Source organism: Actinoallomurus bryophytorum (assembly GCF_006716425.1).
GTDB classification, from domain to species: Bacteria; Actinomycetota; Actinomycetes; order Streptosporangiales; family Streptosporangiaceae; genus Actinoallomurus; species Actinoallomurus bryophytorum.
Window position 1 is genome coordinate 5,930,978 of record NZ_VFOZ01000001.1, and the last position, 20,055, is coordinate 5,951,032.

At 70.9% G+C, this 20,055-nt stretch carries 17 protein-coding genes and 1 riboswitch; of the genes, 5 read left to right on the plus strand and 12 right to left on the minus strand.

Features of this window, described 5'->3' with window-relative positions; translation table 11 throughout:
• Positions 1 to 167 precede the first annotated feature (167 nt).
• Positions 168 to 1,727, minus strand: coding sequence for a GMC oxidoreductase (locus FB559_RS27780; protein WP_246122123.1), 1,560 nt, complete (start codon positions 1,725 to 1,727; stop codon positions 168 to 170).
• Between the two features lie 88 nt (positions 1,728 to 1,815).
• Between FB559_RS27780 and FB559_RS27785 the strand changes: the two genes are divergently transcribed.
• A complete protein-coding gene (locus tag FB559_RS27785) occupies positions 1,816 to 3,198 on the plus strand; it encodes an MFS transporter (protein ID WP_281286293.1) in 1,383 nt (460 codons plus the stop codon).
• 17 nt (positions 3,199 to 3,215) lie between these two features.
• On the opposite strand, the gene FB559_RS44155 is transcribed toward FB559_RS27785, so the two are convergent.
• Positions 3,216 to 3,386, minus strand: coding sequence for a hypothetical protein (locus FB559_RS44155; protein WP_185792430.1), 171 nt, complete (start codon positions 3,384 to 3,386; stop codon positions 3,216 to 3,218).
• A gap of 164 nt (positions 3,387 to 3,550) precedes the next feature.
• On the opposite strand from FB559_RS44155, the gene FB559_RS27790 reads away from it, so the two are divergent.
• The 3 genes from FB559_RS27790 to FB559_RS27800 all read left to right on the plus strand — a co-directional run bounded on the left by FB559_RS27790 (position 3,551) and on the right by FB559_RS27800 (position 9,723).
• Positions 3,551 to 6,358, plus strand: a complete 2,808-nt coding sequence (locus FB559_RS27790) for an ATP-binding protein (RefSeq protein ID WP_141959130.1) — start codon at positions 3,551 to 3,553, stop codon at positions 6,356 to 6,358.
• 209 nt (positions 6,359 to 6,567) lie between these two features.
• Positions 6,568 to 8,718 (plus strand): hypothetical protein, encoded by a 2,151-nt coding sequence (locus tag FB559_RS27795; RefSeq protein WP_141959132.1) that lies wholly within the window; start codon positions 6,568 to 6,570, stop codon positions 8,716 to 8,718.
• Positions 8,719 to 8,787: 69 nt separating this feature from the next.
• A complete protein-coding gene (locus FB559_RS27800; RefSeq protein WP_141959134.1) occupies positions 8,788 to 9,723 on the plus strand; it encodes a hypothetical protein in 936 nt (311 codons plus the stop codon).
• A 245-nt stretch (positions 9,724 to 9,968) separates the two neighbouring features.
• Here the strand turns inward: FB559_RS27800 and FB559_RS27805 are convergent, their stop codons facing one another.
• Entirely contained in the window at positions 9,969 to 10,259 is a 291-nt protein-coding gene (locus tag FB559_RS27805; RefSeq protein ID WP_141959136.1) for a hypothetical protein, read from the minus strand.
• Positions 10,260 to 10,537: 278 nt separating this feature from the next.
• Between FB559_RS27805 and FB559_RS27810 the strand changes: the two genes are divergently transcribed.
• A complete protein-coding gene (locus FB559_RS27810) occupies positions 10,538 to 11,527 on the plus strand; it encodes a Rieske (2Fe-2S) protein (protein WP_141959138.1) in 990 nt (329 codons plus the stop codon).
• Between the two features lie 36 nt (positions 11,528 to 11,563).
• Here the strand turns inward: FB559_RS27810 and FB559_RS27815 are convergent, their stop codons facing one another.
• From FB559_RS27815 to FB559_RS27855, 9 genes are all read right to left on the minus strand, one after another.
• Positions 11,564 to 12,202 (minus strand): hypothetical protein, encoded by a 639-nt coding sequence (locus FB559_RS27815; protein ID WP_141959140.1) that lies wholly within the window; start codon positions 12,200 to 12,202, stop codon positions 11,564 to 11,566.
• Positions 12,203 to 12,307: 105 nt separating this feature from the next.
• Entirely contained in the window at positions 12,308 to 13,855 is a 1,548-nt protein-coding gene (locus FB559_RS27820; protein ID WP_141959142.1) for an FAD-dependent oxidoreductase, read from the minus strand.
• Positions 13,852 to 14,538: a class I SAM-dependent methyltransferase gene (locus FB559_RS27825; protein ID WP_141959144.1), complete on the minus strand. Its 687-nt coding sequence runs from the start codon at positions 14,536 to 14,538 to the stop codon at positions 13,852 to 13,854. Before FB559_RS27825 ends, FB559_RS27820 begins: the two co-directional genes overlap by 4 nt.
• Positions 14,535 to 14,855, minus strand: a complete 321-nt coding sequence (locus FB559_RS27830) for a lycopene cyclase domain-containing protein (RefSeq protein ID WP_141959146.1) — start codon at positions 14,853 to 14,855, stop codon at positions 14,535 to 14,537. The genes FB559_RS27825 and FB559_RS27830 overlap by 4 nt, the downstream gene beginning before the upstream one ends.
• Entirely contained in the window at positions 14,852 to 15,187 is a 336-nt protein-coding gene (locus tag FB559_RS27835; RefSeq protein ID WP_141959148.1) for a lycopene cyclase domain-containing protein, read from the minus strand. Before FB559_RS27835 ends, FB559_RS27830 begins: the two co-directional genes overlap by 4 nt.
• Before the next feature lie 32 nt (positions 15,188 to 15,219).
• A complete protein-coding gene (locus FB559_RS27840) occupies positions 15,220 to 16,173 on the minus strand; it encodes a phytoene/squalene synthase family protein (RefSeq protein ID WP_141959150.1) in 954 nt (317 codons plus the stop codon).
• Positions 16,170 to 17,741 carry a phytoene desaturase family protein gene (gene crtI / locus FB559_RS27845; protein ID WP_141959153.1) on the minus strand — a complete coding sequence of 524 codons (1,572 nt, stop codon included), beginning with the start codon at positions 17,739 to 17,741 and terminating at the stop codon, positions 16,170 to 16,172. The genes FB559_RS27840 and crtI overlap by 4 nt, the downstream gene beginning before the upstream one ends.
• Before the next feature lie 157 nt (positions 17,742 to 17,898).
• A complete protein-coding gene (locus tag FB559_RS27850; protein ID WP_141959155.1) occupies positions 17,899 to 18,504 on the minus strand; it encodes an RlpA-like double-psi beta-barrel domain-containing protein in 606 nt (201 codons plus the stop codon).
• A gap of 86 nt (positions 18,505 to 18,590) precedes the next feature.
• On the minus strand, positions 18,591 to 19,325 hold the full coding sequence (locus FB559_RS27855; protein WP_141959157.1) for a CHAP domain-containing protein: 735 nt from the start codon (positions 19,323 to 19,325) through the stop codon (positions 18,591 to 18,593).
• Between the two features lie 43 nt (positions 19,326 to 19,368).
• Positions 19,369 to 19,512: riboswitch (cyclic di-AMP (ydaO/yuaA leader) on the minus strand.
• Positions 19,513 to 20,055 lie beyond the last annotated feature (543 nt).

Below are 20,055 nucleotides of genomic sequence, written 5' to 3' on the forward strand. Positions count from 1 at the left end.
GAGGTGCGGAGGATGCGTGATGAAGTGGGTTCGTATTCGGCAAGGACCCTGCGTAGGTGGCGTTCCTGGAGGTGGGCCGGCGGTACGTGTTCACCGCGATGGTGACTGGATCTTCCTGCTCGAGGTTTCGGAGAAAGAGGCCTGATCGGTCCTGGTGGCGCTGGGATCTAGTGGAGGTCGGTCGCGATGATCTTCTCCATGTTGCGTTCGGCGAGTGCGGTGATCGTCACGAACGGGTTCACGCCGATGCTGCCCGGGATGAGCGACCCGTCCACGACGTACAGGCCGGTGTAGCCCGGTACCCGGCCGTAGTCGTCCGTGGCCTGGCCGAGTACGCACCCGCCGAGTGGGTGGTAGACGAAGTCGTCGCCCCAGGTCTTGTAGACGCCGAACAGGTCGGTCCGGTAGATGGTGCCCGCCTTGCTGTTGATGGCGTCGAACACCCTCTTCGCCGCGTCGATCGACGGTTGCGTCTGTGAGGCCTGCCAGGAGAGATCGACCTTGCCGGTCGTGGAGTTGAACGTGAACCGGGCGCGGTTCGGGTTCTTCGTGATCGCCAGGTAGAGGTTGATCCAGAGTTCGGTACCTGCCGGGAACGGCGCTATCTCGGCGAACACCGGGCCGTTCGGGTCGGCCCAGTTGTCGATTCCCATGGCGGGCATTCCCGACTGCAGGGCTCCGGTGAGGTCCAGGCCCGCCCGCGCGACCATCACGTTGCCGTTGTTGCCCCAGCCCTCGCCGACGGCCGAGGGGAGGTTCGGCAGCTTGCCCTGGGCCTTCATCGAGACGAGCAGCTTGCTCGTGCCCACGCTGCCGGCCGCGCAGAACACCCGGTCGGCGGTGACCGCCTTGGTGGCGACGGTCCTGCCCGAGGTGTCGATCTGGACCATCTCGACGGTGTATCCGCCGCCCGGCGCCGGGGCCAGGGAGGTCACCGTGTGCAGTGTCGAGATCGTGAGCCGCCCCGTCGCGGCGGCCGCCGCGAGATAGGTCTTGTCGAGCGACCTCTTGCCGTAGTTGTTGCCGTAGATGACCTCGGAGGCCAGCGCCGAGCGTGGGACCTGGTTCGCCGCCTCCCGCTTCATGTAGTCGAAGTCGTAGACGTTCGGCAGGAAGGTCGTGGTGAAGCCCGCGTTGTTCGCCCGCATCCGGCTGACCCGGGCGTACTGGTAACAGTCGGTCGTCTCGAACCATGCCTGGTCGATGGTGTTGACGCCGAGGCCGGCGTTCGCGCGCGGGAAGTACGTCGCGTACATCTCGCCGGAGTCGACCGAGGGCAGCACTTCCTCGAAGTAGGCGCGCCTGGGCGTGACGGCCATGCCTCCGTTGACGAGTGATCCGCCGCCCACGCCCCGGCCCTGGTAGACGCGGGTCGCGGCGAAGCTCTCGGAGTCGAGTACGCCCGTGTACTTCGAGATGCTCTTGTTCGCCGGGAAGCCGAGGAAGTACCCGACCGGCTGGTCGGTCTTGGTCCGCAGCCAGGACGACCGCCCGTCGGGGTTGAGCATGTCGCAGAAGATCTTTCCGTCGGAGCCCGGGGTGGTCCAGCTCTGCCCCATCTCCACGATGTGGGTGTCCACGCCCGCCCGGGTGAGGCGCAGCGCCGCGACGGCCCCGCCGTAGCCACTGCCGATGACGAGGGCCGGCACATGGTCTCCGCTGGCGAGCGCCTGCCGTGGAGTGGCGACCGCGGCGGTCCACCACGAGGGCATCGCGAGAGCCCCCAAAGTAGAACCTGTTCCAACAAGGAATCGACGGCGTGAGATGTTGCCTAATCCGCGCGCTCTACTGCTGTGTGGAGTCATGTGCTCACTCATGACACCCTCTCCCAGAGGCGAAAAAGTGAACTCGTTATATATTCATTGCGAGGGATATGCCAGCCTTTACCCGCGAGTAACATCTGATCGGCGTTGGTTGCGCTCTTTACGTGGTTTGATCCGCACGGGCCGGGCCGCCGGGCAGCTGTCCCGGATCAGCGGTCCGCTCCGGGGCGACCCGCGGTTCCTTCGGTGTTTCGTGGCGGATCAGGTCAACGCGGCCGGGACGACGATGGCGACAGGGGCGCTGGCCTTCACGGTGCTCGGCAGTGGGGGAGGGGCATCGGGGATCGCGATGGTGCTGCTGGCCAACATGACGGCGGGCATCGTGGTCGGTCCCGTGGGGGGAGTGGTCGCCGACCGATTACCGCGGGCGTTGGTCATCTCGGTGGTGCAGGTCGTCATCGGCCTGGTCACGGTGGTCGAGACGGTGTTGATCCTCACCGGCCGGGCCGCGGTGTGGAATCTCGCGGCACTGGCAGGCGCGAACTCCGCCGCCGCGTCGTTCTCCGGACCCGCGCGTACCGGCCTGGTCCGTTCGATCGTCGCGGCAAAGCAGCTGAACGAGGCGAACGCGCTCAACCAGCTCGCCCGCCACCTGGTGCTGACCGTAGGCCCGGCGATCGGCGGAACCATCGTCGCCGTGGCGGGCGCCGGCTACGGCGTCGGCTGCAACGCCGTCTCCTTCTTCGTCTCCGCGGCATTGATCGCGGGAATCCATGCCCCGCGCGTTGACCGGCAGCCATCCACCATGCGTACGGACCTGGTCGAGGGGTGGCAGGCGATCCGTGCGCGGCGCTGGATCTGGACCTGTCTCATCGGCACCGCGATCATGGTCCCGGCCTGGCACGTCGGCTACGGCATTCTCGGCCCGCCGTACGCCAAGACCCATCTGGGCGGAGCCTGGGCGTGGGGGTTCATCGCCTCCAGCCTCGGGGCCGGCATGGCGCTGGGTGCGGTGGTCTCACTGATCTGGCGCCCCCGCCGGGCGGGCTGGACGAACTGCCTCGGGGCCGCAGCCTTGGCCTTGCCGGACCCGTTGATGGCCGCCGGCGCGCCCCTTCCCGTGGTGATGGCCGCGGTCGTGGTGGCGGCGTGCGGGCTGAGCATGTCCGTGGTCGCCTGGCAGACCGCGATCCAGCAGCACATCCCCGCCGAACAGCAGGGCCGCGTCTCGGCGTTCGCCGACATCGCCGAGATCAGCCTGACGCCGGTCGCCTATCTCCTGGTCCTGCCCGTGACCGGCGCGATCGGCGTCCGCGGCACCCTGCTGGCGTGCGGGATCATCCTGGCCGTCGCGAACCTCGCCCCCCTGCTGAGCGGCCGCGTACGCGAACTCACCCTTCTGGACCGCGCGGGGGAGCCTTTCACTCCAGAGTGAGCTGAGTCGCAAGCCTTTCAGCCCAGGCTGAAAGGCTTGCGATCGAGCGGATCCACGTCGATGCTCTGTCGGTAGAGGGCCGGAAGCCCTGGCCGGGGGCCCGCAAAATCGCCCATCTGCGGGCCCTTTCGGTTCGGCAGGAGGCGCCCGCGCTCCACCGCCGCCGGCCTCGGGAAGATCAAGCTCACGCGGTCTCCGGACGTGCTGCCGGCGATGACGGCGAGCGTGCCAACACCCCCGCAAGCGGTCCGGGCGGGCGAACGCTCCGATGCTAGGCTCGTCCGGAGCATTCCACCCCACCGCACGCACCTCGCCGGGTCGGCGAAAACGTTGGATTGCGTAGGGCCACCGCGTGACAGATGCGCTGCTTGAGCGCCAGACGGAAGTCGACGCGTTGCGGCGGACGCTCGACGACTCGGCGGCCGGCCGTGGTCACGTGGTCGTGGTCGAGGCGGCCCCCGGTCTCGGCAAGACCACCCTGCTGCGCCACACTCGTGACCTCGCCGACGTCCGCGGTTTCCGTGTGCTGTCGGCGCGTGGCTCCGAGCTGGAGAGCGACTTCGCCTTCGGCGTCATCCGGCAGTTGTTCGATCCGGTTCTGGCGGAGGAACAGGGCGAGCGGGATCGCCTTTTCAAAGGGGCGGCGAAGGCGACCGAGGGCCTTTTCGACACCGCCGACCTGACGGAGGCCCCGCCCGCCGGTTCGCTCTATCTCCTGCTCAACGGGCTGTACTGGCTGCTGGTCAACCTCAGCGCCCGGTCGCCGGTCGCGTTGCTGATCGACGATCTGCAGTGGGTCGACGGCCCGTCGCTGCGCTTCGTCGAGTTCCTCTCCCGTCGCATCGACTCGACGCCGGTCATGGTGGTCCTCACCAGCCGCCCTCGCGCCTACGAACGCGACGCGGCGATCGCGGAGGTGATGACGGCCCCGGACGCCACGGTCCTGGAACCCCGGAGCCTCAGCCTCACGGCGGTCGCCGAGCTCGTCCGGCGTACGCTCGGATCGGAGGCCGACGACGACTTCTGTACGGCCTGCCACGCGACGACCACCGGCAACCCGCTTTTCTTACGTGAGCTGCTTCGGGTGCTCGCGTCGAACGGCACCCGCCCGGTGGCGGCCGCCGTGAGGACCGTCCACGAAGTCGGCCCCGACGCCGTACGCCGGCACGTACTCGGCCGCCTGCGGCATCTCCCGGCGGAGGCACGAGCGGTGGCGCGAGCCGTCGCCGTACTGGGTGATGACACCCCTCTCGGTCTCATCGCGCGGCAGTGCTCGCTTCCGGTGGAGGACGCCGCCGCCGCGGCGGAACGGCTCGCCCAGGCCGGCATCCTCGAACACGCCGAACCCGCCGCGTTCATCCACGCCGTGGTCGCCGACGTGGTGCGGTCCCTCATCCCGCTGGCGGAGCGCAGCGCCGAACACGACGCCGCGGCCGCGCTGCTGAGGGAGAGCGGGGAGACCCCCGCCCGCGTCGCCTCACACCTCCTGCGTACGACCCCCGAAGGACGCGCCGACCGGGTCACGGCCCTGCTGGCGGCCGCCGACCAGGCACGCGAGCGCGGCTCGCCCGAGACGGCGGCGGTGTACCTGCTGCGCGCACGCGCGGAGCCGCCACCGGCCGAGTCACGGTCCGAGGTCAGCCGGCTGCTCGGCAACTGCGAGGCGCACAAGCTGGCACTGACCGACGCGGACACGCATCTGCGGGAGGCGCTGGCACTCGCCTCGACTCCGGCCCAGTGGGCGCTGTGCGCGTACAGCCTGGCCCGGTTCCGTAACGCGTGCGGCGACGCGCCGGGTGAGGTCGTCGACCTCCTCGGCCGGGCGCTGGCGACGCCGGCGGTCGCCGAGCACCCCGCCGTCGCCACCGAGCTGGAGGCCGAGCTTCTCGGCATCGCGCGCAGCGATCTCGGCCGGCGCCCGGAGGTGCTCGGCCACCTGCGGTCCTACCGCCGGCGGCCGGACGCGAGCCCGGCCGTGGTGGACGCCCACCTGTCGGTCGAGGCCGTGTTCTCCGGCGCGACCGCCGACGAGGTCGCCGAACTCGCCGGCAGAGCCCTCGCGACGGGACTGCCGACCGAACGATCGGCGATCTGGGCCGCGGCCCACATGATGATCGTGGCCGACCGGCTGGAGGAGACCGACCGCCACCTCCGGCGTGCACTGCGCGCCGCCGTGCAACGCGGGCTGCTGTTCCCCCTCGCCCTGACACGCGGCTACCTGGCCCGGGTCGCGTTCCTGCGCGGCGACCTGGCACAGGCACAGGAGTACACGGACGGCGACACGGGCCCCGGCGTCCAGGATCTGGCCCGGCCCGTACTGGACGCCACACGTGCGCACCTCCTGATCGAAGCCGGCGATCTGGCCGGCGCGGAAGCCCTGATCGGCGGCGGTGTACTGGCCGACCTCGATGTCGTGGACTCCACGCATCACCTGTGGCTCATGGGCGCTCGCATCCGGCTGCGCATCGACCAGGGCGATCACGTAGCCGCGCTGGACGAGGCGATCACGCTGGGGCGCGACTACGCACGCTGGGGCGGAGAACTGATGCTGGACGTACCCTGGCGCCTGCTCGCCGCCGAGGCCTGCCACCGGCTCGGCCGGACCGAACGGGCACGGAGCCTCGCCGAGGAGCATCTCCGGCTGGCCCGCGCGTTCGGCGCGGCACGCCACATCGGCGCCGCGCTGAACGCGACGGCGCTCCTGACGGACGACCCGCGGACGGCCGGCGCGCTGCTCGCCGAGGCCGTGGAGGTCCTGGCGGCGACATCGGCCCGCCTGGACTTCGCCAAGGTCCTCGAGAAGCAGGGCCGTACGCTCCTGGACACCGGCGACCGCGACGCCGGCCTGACGGCGATCGGGCGGGCGGCCGACGTCGCCACGGAGTGCCACGCATCGGCGATGACCGAGCGGTTGCGGCGGTTGCTCGCCCACAGCGGCGTGCGCCGTACGCGGATCACCTCGCGTGGCGTCCACACCCTGACGCCGGCGGAGCGTTCCGCCGGTGAGCTCGCCACCGCCGGGCTCACCAACCGCCAGATCGCCGAACAGCTGTTCCTCAGCGAGAAGACCGTCGAGGCCCACCTGAGCCGGGCCTACCGCAAGCTGGGCGTCCGCTCCCGTACCCAGCTCGCGATGCGGATGACCACGGTGGCCGGCTGACCGGCCTCCCGGCCCGGCGGTGAGCTCGCCGGGCCCGTACGGCGGGGATCCCCTCGTCTTCGGCGGAGAGCGCGATGCAGGGGCGGTTCGAGGGATTCCCCCGATGCCCGGGGCCGGGCGCGGTTCCTAAGGTCGGTTCCGTAATCACGAACGCTCCCGTTCAGGGGTCGCGTTCCCTCTCACTTCCCTTTTCTCCCAGGAGGTCAAGCATGTCCGATCCCGGTCAGGCGACGTTCGTCAGCTACACGGTCGAGCCCGATTCCACGTTGCCGAAGAACACCTTCGGCCTTTCGGTGACGGCCCCGGCCGGGGACTCGCGCACCTTCACCTGCGAGGTGTTCAACGAGGCCGGAGAGCGGGTGTGGGATATGACGACGCAGGGCGGAACGACCGACTCGTCCCCGTATGACTTCACGTCGTTCGCGGGCCACTCGCTGACCCTGCGGCTGAACTACAAGGACAGCGGCCGCGAGAGCGTGGGGATACCGCTGGCGTTCACCCAGGATCTGTCGGCCGCGCTCGACCAGCAGCGGATCCGTATCAGCTGGTCGGCCCGGACCGTCGCGGTGTCCGAACCGCCGCGGCCCCTGGTGCAGCTGGACCCGGGCGGCTCGCCGGTGGTCCTCAGCTACGACATCCCCGAGCCGACCAGCTACCGGGGCCGGCAGATCGTCGAGATGGACTTCCCGGTCGAGTGGTTCGCCTCGCAGACGACCGGCACATCGAAGTCGACCCCGACCCCGACCTCGGCGGGCGGCGGCCAGAAGCAGCAGCACGCCGTACGGGCGAGCGTCATCATGCCCTCGCAGCCCCGGCTGGGTCCGTTGTCGTCGCCGAGCCCGATCTACGCCGACGACGCGCCGGTGCTCGGCACCACGGTGCCGACCGAGCGGACGTCGGACAGCACGAAGCTGTCCGACCAGGCGATCACCGCCGCGTACGAGAAGGCGAAGGCCACCGGTTACTTCGACCCGAAGATCTTCCCCGGCGTTCGCGTGGGCGACGACCAGGCCTCGCTGCTGGCGCTCCGTGAGGTGCTGGACGGCCTCGACGCCGAAACGGTGGTCACGCAGATCCAGGCCGGGAAGCGGCTCGCGCTCTACCGCGACACCAGCGGGCGGCTGTCGTACCGGTTCATCGCCGAGCCGCTGCGTGGCGCACCGTCGCTCCTGCTCGTCGAGTACTACCGGCTGTCCTCCTTCCCGGCCCGCTACGGCGCCGGCCGTACGATCAAGACGTTCTCCCTCCTGCCGGGCGAGAAGACGCGGATCCGGGTCAACACCTACAAGCGCAGCAGCCAGACCGTCGCGCAGTCCTCCTCGATCCTCGACTCGACCAGCCAGGACACCGAGAGCGAGTTCGAGCGGAGCGTCCTGGCCGAGCAGTCCAGCCAGGACGCCTCCAGCCGCAGCCTGGAGTACTACGCGGAGGCACAGGCCGAGGGCAAGGCGTCGTGGGGCTGGGGTAGCGCCAGCGTCCAGGCCAGCGGTGGCGTCAGCGGCGCCTCGAACGCCACCCGTGAGGAGTTCGCCAAGAACCTCACCAACGCGGTAGCCCAGAACGCCGCCCGAGCGTCCTCACGCCGCGACGTGGAGATCGACACCAGCCTCGACACCAAGCTGGAGGCAGGCGAGGAGGAGGCCGTCGAGCGTGACCTGGAGAACATCAACGTCTCCCGGACCCTCAACTTCGTCTTCCGGCAGATGAACCAGGAGTTCGTCTCCGTGCTCCACCTCGTGGACGTACGGGTGGCGTACTTCAACGGCTACGGCGAGTCGCGTATGGAGGTTCCCCTGCCTCAGCTGGAGGACCTGCTGGACACCTACATCGTCAGCGAGCGCCACGACGCCGTACGCGACGCGATCGTCGGCGAGCTGCAGGCCATCACCGACTACCGGGGCCAGGAACGTACGGACTTCGTCCAGTCCAGGACCCTTACCGGCGAGGACGACCAGCAGCCCATCACGTACCTGCGCGTCAACCCGGACGCCGTGTCGATGTACCGGCCCGGACCCGACGCCGCGCCGATCAACGTTCCCGGCGTCATCGTGGCCGCCGAGTCCCACGTCATGCGGACCGACGGCGTGGTGGTCGACACCTTCCTCGGACTCGGCAACGCGCTCGACGACTACTCCACCGGTCTGCAGACCGAGACCGTACGCGCCGAGCAGATCGAGAACGGCCGCCGGCAGGCGGAGCTGGACCGTCTCCAGCTCGCGATGCAGCTCATCCGCGACAAGAACACCGACGGCGCCAAGCTCTACCAGCAGCTCTTCCCGACCGTCCCGATCATCAACCAGATCGAGCAGGCCGCCATCGGCACGCCGAACGGCCAGACCCAGCCCGCCACCCGTAGCTGACCGGCACCATGGCCCGACCTCGCCGCCGGGCCATGGCGTCCGCGCGAACCGATGATTGGAGATGCCGTCATGTCCGAACAGATGCCCGAGATCATCATTGATCCGCCGAGCACCGGCGGCGCGAGAGCCCTGGCCGCAAGGGAGAGAGCGACGTCGAGGAGTTGCCTCGAAAGAATGACTGCGGCACTGGAATACATCACGAGTTGCGTGCGGGGTGAGCAGGAAGAAGAGGATGAGGAGGAGCTCGTGATCAGCGGGCCCAGCGGCAGCCGCCCCGCGGACAAAACGCCGCTGGCGAATTCCGCACAGCTCGCCCTCGAGTTCCTAAAAGACCCGGCAGCCGTACTGGGGGAAGGCCATTACGCCATGACGACGTCCTCGGACTTTCTGGATGAGGCCATCACCCAGACCGCTCAGCTCCCCGCGAACGAGCAGGGCGGCCCGGACTACTACCTCATCGAGCAGACGAGCAACGCCACCGTCGGCTTCTACGCGGAGCATCCGAGCTACCCGCAGGTGCGACGCATCGAGGTCGAGGAGGCCGAGAAAGAGGGCGCGCCGAAGATGTGCTTTCTGCCCTGGCATGACAGCAAGCTGACCTACTGCAAACTGGAGAACGACGCTCATCTCGTGCTGACGGGGCCTCTTAACGGCTGCTCCGTCTTCGTGGTCGAGGTCGCCGTCGGCGAGGATGGGAAGGAAACCTATCTCTTCCACGTGAACGCGAACAGCTCCGGAAGCGGCAGCTACTCCGAGGCGCAGAGAGCCAAGTTCGACGCCGCCCTCGTTCGTCTGTGGCCGGACAGAAAGCGAACTCTCACGCAGCAGCTCAAGTTCACAGACTACGGGCCCAGGCAAAAAGGCATGGAGGCGGAGGCCGTCGTCTACGGAACGAGACGCAACGACGACTGGCGGTTCTCCTACTACGTCATTGACATCAACAATAAGGAATGCAAGCTGAGGGACGGCACGCCCAGCCCCCTGCCGGCGGGGTCGGCCAAATGAGGTCAACCCGACCGGGGCCGGCCGCCAGGACCTCGTCGGCCCTCTCGCAAGGGTCCGCGGCGGGCTCGAAGTGGTGTACGTCGCAGGCCACGTGACCGAGCAGGCCGCGGAGGGTGTCGCGTTCGGCGGGGGTCAGGGCGCCGAGGGCGGCACCCTCCGCGTCGCGTACCCGGCGTACGAGCTCCTCGAAGGTGCCGAGGCCGGCCTCGGTCGCGACGACCGGCCCTGTCCCCGGGGCCGGTCGCTCAGGGGTAATCGACGACCAGATGCTGGATTATCTTGCACCGGCGCACATGCCGCTTGCACATGGCGGCCGGTGTGACCGTGTTGCCGCCGACATTGATATTTCGAATGTGCTGAATGTCGTTGCTGATGCTTGGGCTGTTGATGACGAACGAGTTCCTGTTGTGCCGGCCGTTCCCGAGATTGCCGACGGGACCGCCGCTGCCCTGGGAGATCGCGGATGAGGCGACGCCGGCACTCGCGTCCGCCTCGATCGACAGACCGGCCCCCAGAGCGAGCGCGACCACACCCACGCGAGCCAGCGAGTGCAGCCTCCTGTGCGGGTCCACGGTCGCTGTGCTGGCGCATCGATAAGCCACTCGAACATTCCCGTCTGCCGGACTGTGAATGAACGGACGCCCTCGTGAACTAGATATAGGGCATAAGTTCGTATTCCCCGCCGCCCGCGCATTGATGACAGTCTGGATAATTTTGGCACAGATGATTGCCTCATCTTTGCTCTCGCACCGGCCGCCACCGGGAAGTAACGCGCACATAAGCGACGGCGCCGTGCCGGAGGGGGCGAGAGGACATGGAGGACGGCCCTCTCGATCCCGGAAGATGGCCGCTGCGGCGCGTGCCGCGTCTGCGGTGGGCGGCGCAGTCGCCCACGGCGGGGCAGGCGGATCCGGCGGTGATCACGGCGGCGCTCAAACGGGCCCAGGCACGGCCGTCGGGCAACTGGTTCGTGGTCGCCGCGAGTGGCGACGTACGCGCGGACCGGCCGTTCGGCACCCGGGTCATGGGCCAGGAGCTCGTCCTCTGGCGGGACCGGACGGGGCTGCCGGTCGCGGGACCGGGCGCCTGCCCGCACCTCGGGGCGCCGCTGGCGCGGGGCCGGGTGGACGACGGCTGCCTGACCTGCCGATGGCACGGGCTGCGGCTGCCCGCCGAGGGCACCGAGGAGTGGCGTCCGCTGCCCGCCTACGACGACGGGGTGCTGCTCTGGGTGCGCCTGGACCGGTCCGGCGGCGAGACGCCCCTGCCCGAGCCGGTGGCGGCGGCCCGGCCACGGCCGGAGAGCGGAGTCGGCGCGGTCGCGCGCCTGGCCGGGGTGTGCGAGCCGGGTGACGTCGTCGCCAACCGGCTGGATCCCTGGCACGGCGTCTGGTTTCATCCGTACTCCTTCACGCGCCTGCGCGTGGTGTCGGTGCCGGACGCCGCCGACGACCGGTTCCTGGTACGCGTGACGTTCCGCGTCGGCCCCTGGCTGGGCGTTCCGGTGCTGGCCGACTTCAGCTGCCCCGAGCCCCGTACGGTGCTGATGCGCATCGTCGAGGGAGAGGGCGCGGGCAGCGTGGTCGAGACGCACGCCACCCCGCTCGGCCCCGGCCGGGACGGCCGCCCGCGTACGGCGGTCGTCGAGGCGGTGATCGCCGTGTCCGCGCGACCGGGCTTCGCCGTGGCGCGGACCGCCGCGCCGCTGCTGCGGCCGTTGATGCGGCGCGGCGCGACCCGCCTCTGGCGGGACGACCTCGCCTACGCCGAACGCCGTTACGCGCTGCGCTCCGGCACCACCTGACGCTTTCTCTGCCCGCCGCCCCCACAAGGCGGCGTGTCATGCCGTGAGGCGCCCGGCGATCGTGGCCAGCCGGTCCAGCGCGGCATCGACCTGGTCGAGGGGAATGCCGGGCGCCGACGGAGCCCGCGTCCACGTCAGGATGGACGTACCCGAGACCCGCCACGCCCGTGCGGGCCCGTCGAGCAGCACCGGCGCCAGGTCGCCCAGCGCCCTGTCCGCCCACACGGGGTCGCCGGCGTCGACGTGGAAACGCTCGTCCACACGCGGATCGCCGATCGTGACACCCGGCCGCGCGAGTGGCACCGGCGTGCGAGGCGTCACCTGCACGCGCGGCACCGGAGCAGGCAGGTCCAGCAGGGCGGCGATCCAGTGGCGCGAGTTCTCCCGGCCACGGCGGCCGAAGCCGTCATCGAGGATCTCCTGCTCCCGCGTGTACGCGAAGACGATCGCGGACCGGTCGCGGTACACGCCGCGCATGACGTCCGACAGCCGGTGCCGGTGGCGGCCGAGCACCGGGTACGGGAACGCGTCCGGGGCACGCTCGGGCAGGTGGAACGGCTCACCCCGCAGGCGATCGAGGAGCGCGCCTTCCTCCTTGCCCGAGGCGGCGAAGGTCCAGCCGCGCTCCGCCGCGAACGCCCGTGTCGCGCGGAGCCGCCTGCCGAAGCCGTTCATGAGTCCCCTCCGTGACGATCGGCCTGAGCCGGCCACCGCCCGACCCGGCAATGGTGACCGCGCCGGCGTACGGGACGCGACGCGGTGAGGTGCATGGAACGACACTCACAGACCCGCGGGCACCGGCGGAACGGCCCCGCCGCGCCACCGCGCGGGAACGAGCCGGCCGCGCAACGGCACGGTCGTCAGCGGATGCCCGGCCAGGCCCCAGCCGGACAGCAGCAGGTTGGCGGCGTGCCAGCCGGTCGTCGCGGCGCGCTCCATCAGCGCCACCGGCAGGTCGATCCGTACACCGTCGCCGGCCAGCACCAGCCCCGGTGCGGGTCCGGCCACGGCCGGCCGGTCGAAGAACGTCCCGGGGGCGAACAGCGGGCAGTCCTCGTGCCACTCGGTGAACTCACCCACCTCGCCGGCGCGTGCGGTCTCGGGGTAGACCTCGTGCAGCCGCCCCAGAAGACGAGCCGAGGTCTCCTCACGCGGAGCCGAGACGGCGTAGGCGTGCAGTTCGACCACCGAGCCCCCGGCGCGCAGGGCCCAGGCGGCCGCGTCGCGGTCGTACCGCTCCAGCACACTGATGTTGTCCAGCGGCGCCAGGCCGCCGGTGGCCAGGAAGGCCGGCCGGTCCGCGGCGACGGGCCGGTCCAGCCACAGCCGCCGGACCAGGAACGGCGGCGCCGTGCGCAGCGCGGCGATCCGCCGCCGCCATCGCGGCGTGCCGAGTGCGGGGGAGGCCGCGACGAGCTCGCGCAGCGCCGGGACGTCGAGGGCGAGCACGACGGCGTCGGCACGTACGTCCTCGCCCCCGATCTCCACCGTGAACCCGTCCGGTCCGGGGCGCACGGCGCCGACCGCGGTCCGCAGCCGCACCCGGGCGCCCAGCGCGGCCAGGCGGTCGCCGAGCGGTGTCCACAGCCCGGACGGCGGCACGCGCGGCACGTCGAAGAGCAACCCCTCGGCGGAGCCGAGGAAGTACAGGTGGAACATGACCGCCAGCTCGGCCGCGGAGAGCCGGTCGGGCGGGGCGAAGAAGCTGCGCGAGAACACCTCGAAGGCCAGATGCCGCGCCGCCGCGGGGAACCGCAGCCGCGCAAGGAACTCCTCGGCGTCCATGTGGTCCAGCCGCCGGTACGTCGCGGGCACGCTGACGTCCGCGAGCGGCAGCGCCGCACGCGCGTCGAGGCGCAGCAGGTCCCGTGGTGTGAAGGTGGGGCTACGGGCGGCGAAGGCGAGGGCGTTCCACGGTGGGGTGCGGGGCAGGGCGCGGAAGGTGTCGACACGCCCCGCCGCGTCCAGCAGCGGGTAGTCCGGCACCGGGGCGAGCAGGCGGAGGCCGGGGTCGGTACGGCGCAGCAGCGCCCGCAGGTTGTAGTACTGGCGGAAGAAGGCGTGGAAACCACGGCCCATGCTCACGCTCGTGCCGTCGGGCAGCGTCTCCGTCCAGCTGCCGGCCCGGCCACCGAGATGGCCCTGGCGTTCGCACAGCTCCACGGCGACGCCGCGTTCGGCCAGGGCGGTCGCGGCGGCGAGCCCGGCGATCCCGCCGCCGACCACGACCGCGCGCGGACGCCGGGACAGCAGCCGGGCGTCGGGCAGCCCCGCGGGCGCCGGATGCCGCACCCGGCGCCGGTCCCGGCCCTCGGCACCGCCGCTCATGGCCGCCGGCCACGGAACGCGTGCACGATCCCACGCTGCCAGCCGCTCATCGCCGCGGTCCCGACGTCGGCGAACCCCGTACGGCGCAGCCGGTCCGCGAACGTCTCGGGACGGTCGAAGTCCAGCGCGCTGCGCCACAGATAGCGGTACAGGCCCGCGTCGCCGGTCATCAGCCACCCGGCCGGGATGATCACGCTCCAGCACACCGTGTGCCAGACCAGCCGGGTGAGGGGGTCGTCCCGTACCGAGTAGTCGTGCACGACCAGCGACCCACCGGGCCGCAGCAGGGCGAGCAGCGTGCCGAGGGTGGTGTCCGGGTCGGGCAGGTTGCGGATGAGGTACGCGGCGAAGATCCCGTCGAAGGGTTCCCCGGAGAGATCCTCGACGCGGCGGTGCGTGAACTCCACGGTCGCGGGCCATGACTTCGCCCTCGCACGCGCGAGCATGCCGGCCGAGGCGTCCAGGCCGACGATGCGCGCACGTGGCGCCGCCGCCAGCAGTGCCGCGGTGGAGGCGCCGGTCCCGCATCCGGCGTCGAGCAGCCGTACGCCGTCGCCGCCTTCGGGGAACCGGAACGCGCGGGCGGAGCGCCGCAGGTGGGCGTGGTACCCCGGGTTCGCGCCGACGAGCCGGTCATAGGCAGGGGCGCCCCGGTCGAAGGCGGCCGTCACCTGCTCGCTCACGTGCCCTCCCGGCGGTCCGGCGTACGGTGCCAGGCGAGGAGGGTGGCCGTGACCAGGGTGAAGCCGAACAGGAAGTCCTCGACGGGGATGTCGAACGGGACCCGCAGCCCGCTGAGCTGGTGCGGGTCATAGACGACGACCGGTGCCGACAGCTTGGTCAGCCAGCCGTCGACCGCGACCTGGAAGCCGAACACGATCGCCATCGTGATCCAGTAGTGGCGCTGCCGGAACAGCCCCGTTCGCAGCCGGAGCAGCTCGATCGCGACCACCGCGGCCACCGAGGCGACGGCCGGCAGTGTGTACCCCAGCCCGTTCACCGCGCGTCCTGCCCGTACGGCTGCCGGACCGGTGACAGCCGCCTTACGGTCTCGAAGGTCAGCACGGCGCAGACCGGGACGACGAGGAAGAACAGCGCCTCCTCCAGCGGCAGCGACAGCGGCAGGGCCAATCCGGTGACGTAGCGCGGGTTGTAGCTCCACACGCCGGCCGCGATGGCGATGACGTCCCAGCCGGCGAACACCGCCGCGACGGGCAGCACGGAGCGTGTGAGCCGGCCGGGCCGCCGGTAGACGCGGCTGCCGGACAGCTCGAGGGGCAGCGTGACCGCCGCGCATCCGGCCAGCAGCAGCAGATACTGCAGGTGGTCCATGGTCGATCCTTTCCGCACGTACGGGCCGCGGGTCACGGCAGCTCACGGGCTGGGCGCGTACCGGCGCGCGCCCACAGCGCACGCGTCAGCGCGCTCCCGGCGAGGGTCAGCCGCCGGCCGGTGCCCACCGACACACGGCCCGCGAAGACGTTGTGGTCGCGTGCCTCGATGCGCTCCAGGATGTGGGCGTAGAGGGTGCAGGCCGTTGCCACGCAGGGCCGGGACGCCGGATGGAGCAGCGCGATGGCGGGACGCGCCAGGTCGTAGACGGCGCGGGTCCGGGCGATCTGGTCGGCGAGCGCGCGCCGTACCCGTGGCTCGGGGCGCCCGGTCTCCCGGCAGCGGGCGAGCAGGGTGCGGTCGACCCCGTAGACGGCGAGCTCGTCGGCGGGCAGATACAGCCGGCCGCGGTCGAGGTCCTCGGCCACGTCGCGCAGGAAGTTGGTCAGCTGGAACGCCCGCCCGAGCGCCGCGGCGCCGGGAGCGGCCTCGGCCGGTTCGCACACCGTGCCGAGCACGGGCAGCAGTTGCAGCCCGATCACCTCGGCCGAGCCGTGCATGTACTCCCGTAAGGCGGCCCGGGTCGGATAGCCGCTGACGGTGAGGTCCATCCGCATCGAACGCAGGAACGCCGTGAACAGCGCGCCGTCGATGCCGAACCTGGTGGCGGTGTCCACGACGGCCGCGAGCACCGGATCCTCGCTGCGGCTCCCGCGCAGTCCGGCGCCGAGAACCGCCTCGAGGCCGTCGAGCCGGGCCATGGTCTGGGCGGCGTCCACGCCCGCCGCCGGCTCGTCGACGAGGTCGTCGGCGTAACGGGCGAAGCCGTACAGAGCGTGGATCGCCGGTCGCCGGGCGGGCGGCAGGAGCCGGGTGGCCAGGAAGAAGGTGCGCCCGTGCCGGGCGTTGAGCGCCCGGCACCGGGCGTAGGCGGCACGCAGCGAGGGATCCGTGATCCCAGCGGCGTCCAGCTCCCGGCCCGTCATCGGCCACGGTTCATTGGTCCCTCACCGCTCCTCACTCGCTCCGCGTCCGGCTTGCCTCGCGGCGCCGGTGCCGGTTCCGCGGCACGTCGCGGGCGTGCGACGGGCATGCCGGTGACCCGGTCGGCGGCCAGCCGTCCCGACAGCAACGCGGTCGGGATGCCGACGCCGGGTACGGTGCCGCAGCCGGCGAGCACCACGTTGTCCGTCGTACGGGGCAGATTGGCGGGGCGGAACGGCCCGGTCTGGCCGAACGTGTGCGACAGGCTGAACGGCGTGCCCGCGATCAGCCCCTGGCGGCCCCAGTCGGCGGGCGTCAGGACGTGCAGGATCTCCGCCTCTCCGCCCAGCCCGCACCGGTCGGCCGCGAGGCCGGCCACCTCGCGGGCGTACGACGCGCCGATCCGGTCCCAGTCGAGATCGCCTCGCGCCAGGTTCGGAGTGGGGGCGAGGACGGACACGAGCTGCCGCCCGTACGGGGCGAGCGCCGGATCCGTGGCGGTGGGCCGGGTCAGCGCCAGTGAGGGGTCGCGCATCAGGCGGCCGTCGCGGATGAGGTCGTCGAAGGTCGTCCGCCAGGCGCGGCCGAACAGCAGGTTGTGGTGCGCCGTCCCGCCGGGGCCGGGCACGCTGAGGTGCGCCACGACCGCCGATGGCGCGGCGACCAGCGGGTACGGCCGTCGCGGGACATGACCGAGCAGCCGGTAGGCGGTCGTGAGCTCGCACGTGAGCACGACGGCGTCGCATTCGATCCGCTCGCCGTCCGCGGTGTGCACGGCGGTGACCCGGCGATCGCGGCGCTCCAACCCGGACACGGTGATGCCGCAGCGGAGGTCCACACCGGCGTCCGTGGCGGCACCGGCCAGGGCGTCGGGCAGCGCCCGCATTCCGCCGCGCGGGAAGTACACGCCGCCGACGGTGTCCATGTAGGCGATCACCGCGTACAGCGCCGGTGCGCGTCGTGGCGACAGCCCCGCGTACAGGGCCTGGAACGTGAAGACCCGGCGCAGCCGCTCGTCGCGTACGAACCGGCCGACCGCGCGGTCCCAGCGTCCGAAGCCGCCCATCGCCGCCAGGCGCGCCAGCCCGGGTGTCAGCAGGCCGAGCGGAGAGTCGACGTTCGCGGCGATGAACCTCGCGTACTCCACCTCGTACAGCCGGGTCAGCCAGTCGCGCAGCCGCGCGTACCCGGCCGCCTCGCGCGGTCCGGCGAACGCGCGGACCTCCTCGGTCATGGCCTCGCGCCCGGTGCGTACGTCCAGGGAGGTCCCGTCGCAGAAGTAGGCGCGGTACGCGGGGTCCAGCCGGGTCAGCGGCAGCCGGTCGGCCAGTGAGGCGCCGACGGCGCCGAGGGTCTCTCCCACGATCTCCGGCATGGTCAGCACGGTCGGCCCGGTGTCGAGCCGGTACCCGCCCACGTCGCGGCGCCCGGCCCGCCCGCCCGGGACGGCCTCACGCTCCAGGACCGTCACGGTACGGCCGCGACCGCACAGGTGCAGGGCGGCGGCCAGCCCGGAAAGTCCCGCACCGACCACGACGACATGGTCGGTCCTGCCGAGGACGCTGCGCATGTGGCAACGAATACCCCGCTGACCAGGTCGTTTACACGACCTCCCAGGCCATGATTGCGCCGGGACCGAGCCGCGCGGCACATGGTTCGGGGCCCCTCAGGACTACGAGGGGCCCCGAACGCCCCCCAGGGGGGAAGGGGGGCGGGAAAGAAGGTTCTTACTTCTCGGACACTCCGGTCGCCATGTCGTAGCCGGTGCCGGAGTGGCGGTAGACGGGGCCGGTGCCCAACTGGAGCACCTGAAACTTGATCGGGACCGAGTTGGACCGGGTGCCGGTGAGGTACTGCATCATCTCCTCGGACAGGTCGACGATGGCCGGCGGGTTGTGCTGGGCCACCGCCCACTCCGCGGGTCCGAAGTCCTCGACCACGCCGACGGCGCTCTTCTTGCCGATGGTGACCTTCACCTTGGTGCCGAGTGGCCAGTAGGGGCTGGCCAGGGTGTGGTACGACATCGGCTTGCCGGACGCGGTCTGCGCGTCCCAGAACGATGTGCCGGTGGAGATGCCGCCCGGCAGCGCGGCGGCCTTCTTCTCTGGCGCGTGCGAGGGCAGCTTGAGCCCGTGGCCCACCTCGCCGGGGACCAGGCCGGAGACGCCTCTCGACGCCTCGACGGTGCTGGCGCTGGCCGCCTTGGCCGGCGGAGCCTCCGTGTGGAGGACGGCGACGGAGAGCCCGGCGCCGACCACGGCGACTCCGGTCACCGCGGTCGCGATCGTCTTGGCGGAGAACCGGTCGAAAGTGTCACGACGGAAATTGATCATGGGGGGAAATGCCTCTCAGCACAGGGGGATTTGGGGGGATGTGCAGGCTGAACACACCGGTCGGCGAGCGGCCGGGGAGGCGTGGGTCAGGCGTTGTCGGAGCTGTACTCGGGGTAGCCGTAGCCGACGACCGACGACACGTCACGGGTGCGGATCTTGACGGCGTTGTCGGTGTTGCCCTCGATGGTCTGGATGGTGCCGTTGTGGTTGTCCTTCATGACCATGCCGACGTGGTCGATGCTGTCGATCGACTTGCTGCCGCTCCAGGAGAAGAACACGACCGCGCCGGGCGTCGCGTTCTGGCCCCAGCGGCCCTGGTCCTTGAACCACTGGGCGTGTGTACGGGTGAACGCGTCCGCGCCCATCCCCTTCACACCCAGCTGCGCTCCGATCCAGGAGACGAACATGTCGCACCAGTTGGCGTTGGCGTAGTCCGAGACCTTGCCGCCGTCGCGCTTGACGCCGCGCTCGGCCCAAGGGGAGGAGACGAACCACTTCTGGAACTTGGTGCCGCCGCCGAGGGAGTCCTCGGTGACACCCACCTGGGCGGAGGCGAGCTTCAGCGCGTCCGCCGCGGTGGGCGTCCAGGCACGGCCACCCTTGAGGGCATTGGTAATACCCTTACCGGGCAGAGGTACCTGCGCCACAGGGTGCGGCGCCTTCGAGGGCGCTGCGGCACGGGGTACCACCGCCAGCGCTCCGGCTGAGATCGCGTTGACCTTCTGAGATGAGTGGGCAGGGGCCGCCGCGATCAGGCTGATCGCGGTCGCACCGGCCGCCGCGACGCCCGCGAGGGCTCCGCCGAACTTGGTGGCCTGCATTACACGGCATGACTTCGTGTGTCGACCTGACACGATGGGGTACTCCTTCGCTTCCATGCCGCTTACCGGGTTAGCTGACGGGTTCGGGCGTGGAAGCTGCCCTACGGCGCATTGGGGATGCGTCGATTCACCCCAGTGGTGCGGTGGGTCCCCGGTTCCGCGATGGCGGATTCAGCGGGAGCCGTCCGTGACATGGACGGCTCTTTAAGAGACAGGGGGAAAGGGGGGCCGCGATCGATCCGCGGCCGATGTATTCAGGTCTAGGGGGTCTTGTACGACATGGCGTGGGTCCTTACTCCAGACGCCTACCGGGCTGGCTGCGGTTCGGGCGTCAGAATCGCCCTACGGACACGCTGGAGGCGTGCCGACTCACCTCAGGAGACACATGGGGTCCCCGGCTCCGCCTGCTCAGGCGGATGCGGCGGGCCGCACCGGCATCAGAGGTGATCCATTAGGGGGGATCCCGGGAGATGCGCGGGAGCGACGCGTTTCTTGGATATGAGCCGCCTCGGCCCTGGAAGGGGGGCCCCTCTCACGCTTCCTCGCGTGCCGCACGTCTCGCGTGCTGGTGGGCAGGCCCTGGCCGGCGGATATGGTTCGGACGACGCATGGGGGGCGTCGCCGGTCAACCGAACATAGCAAACATATTTCGGGCCGTAAAGGCCAAATATGGACATGCACCCCATCTGACCTGGGAGAAGATCACGGGCCGGGCGTCCAGACCCCGGAT